This window comes from Miniimonas arenae, assembly GCF_006351005.1.
Lineage (GTDB): Bacteria > Actinomycetota > Actinomycetes > Actinomycetales > Beutenbergiaceae > Miniimonas > Miniimonas arenae.
On record NZ_VENP01000122.1, the window covers coordinates 1 to 1,614 of the forward strand.

Consider the following 1,614-nt stretch of genomic DNA (forward strand, 5'->3'; position numbering starts at 1 on the left):
TGCGCCAGCTCTACCCACTCATCGTCGAAGTGCTGCTGCCCCAGCGCGAAACGGCCGCCGCTTGACTCCAGTCAATAGGAGTGTCACAGATGACGGTGTGACGGGCGTCGGCGGGGCGCTGGCTGGGTAGACGTCGAGGTCCCCTGAAGATGGAGGTTCCTACGCCACACATCCAGAAGACCTCGACTTGCCTGACGCTACCTTCGCGCTCCCTGACCTGACCAAGTTCTGCCACCTCGATGACCTCGGTCTCGAGGTCGTCGGGCAACACCTCGCCCCCGACCACGCCGTTCTCGCCTGCCGCGTTCTCGACGCCGATGACGGCAGCGAGGGCTGGTGTCGACGTTGCGGCTGCCAGGGCGCACCGCGCGACACCGTGACCCGACGGCTGGCCCACGTGCCGCTGGGCTGGCGGCCGACCACCTTGTTGGTCTCGATCCGCCGCTACAAGTGCACCGACTGCGGGCATGTGTGGCGCCAAGACACCAGCCATGCGGCCGAGCCCCGGGCGAAGCTGACCCGCACTGGGCTGCGGTGGGCTCTGGAAGGGATCGTGGTTCAGCATCTGACCGTGGCCCGGGTAGCCGAGGGCCTCGGAGTCGCGTGGAACACCGCCAACGACGCTGTGCTGGCCGAAGGCAAGCGCGTCCTGATCGAGGATGAGAACAGGTTCGACGGCGTCGCGGTGATCGGCGTCGACGAGCACGTGTGGCGTCACACCAGGCGTGGCGACAAGTACGTGACCGTGATCATCGACCTCACCCCTGTCCGCGACGGCACCGGCCCCGCGAGGCTGCTCGACATGGTCGAGGGCCGCTCCAAGCAGGCCTTCAAGACCTGGCTCGCTGAACGCCCCGAAGCGTGGCGCGATGCGGTCGAGGTGGTCGCGATGGATGGCTTCACCGGCTTCAAGACCGCCGCTGCCGAGGAGGTCCCCGACGCGGTCGCGGTCATGGATCCCTTCCACGTCGTCCGCCTGGCCGGCGACGCACTCGACCAGTGCCGACGCCGGGTCCAGCTCGCGATCCACGGCCACCGCGGCTTCAAGGACGACCCGCTCCACAAGTCGCGACGCACTCTGCACACCGGTGCCGGGCTGCTCACCGACCGACAGATCGACCGGCTCAACCAGCTGTTCGCCGACGAGGGCCATGTCGAGGTCGAAGCCACCTGGGGCGTCTACCAGCGCATGATCGCGGCTTACCGCACCGAGGACCGCAGCCGCGCACGTGAGGCGATGGCCCAGCTGATCAACGACCTCGGTACCGGTGTTCCGAAGGCGTTGGTCGAGGTCGCGAAGCTAGGAAGAACCCTGAAGAAGCGCGCCGCCGACGTGCTCGCCTACTTCGACCGCCCCGGCACATCCAACGGTCCGACCGAGGCGATCTGTGAGTGTCTACCTGGCTGGTCCGGGACCGGCTGGTCAGGATGGTTCCGGTCGCGCTGAACAGCGTGTGACTCTCGAAGCAATTGGCCCGCTTCGGCGGTGCTCTTCCGTTGAATTGTCCACGCTGGGAAGCGCGGCCGGCACCGTCCGGCCCACCTCGGTGACCTGATCAGGAGACTGTCCGACCCCATCTAGATTCACGGGGTCGTGGCCCATCACAGATATGC

The 1,614-nt window shown here is 67.1% G+C and carries 1 pseudogene; it reads left to right on the forward strand.

Features of this window, described 5'->3' with window-relative positions:
* Window positions 1–187 precede the first annotated feature (187 nt).
* A pseudogene (locus FH969_RS14860) lies at window positions 188–1,387 on the forward strand (ISL3 family transposase); the annotation flags it as partial.
* Window positions 1,388–1,614: the final 227 nt, after the last annotated feature.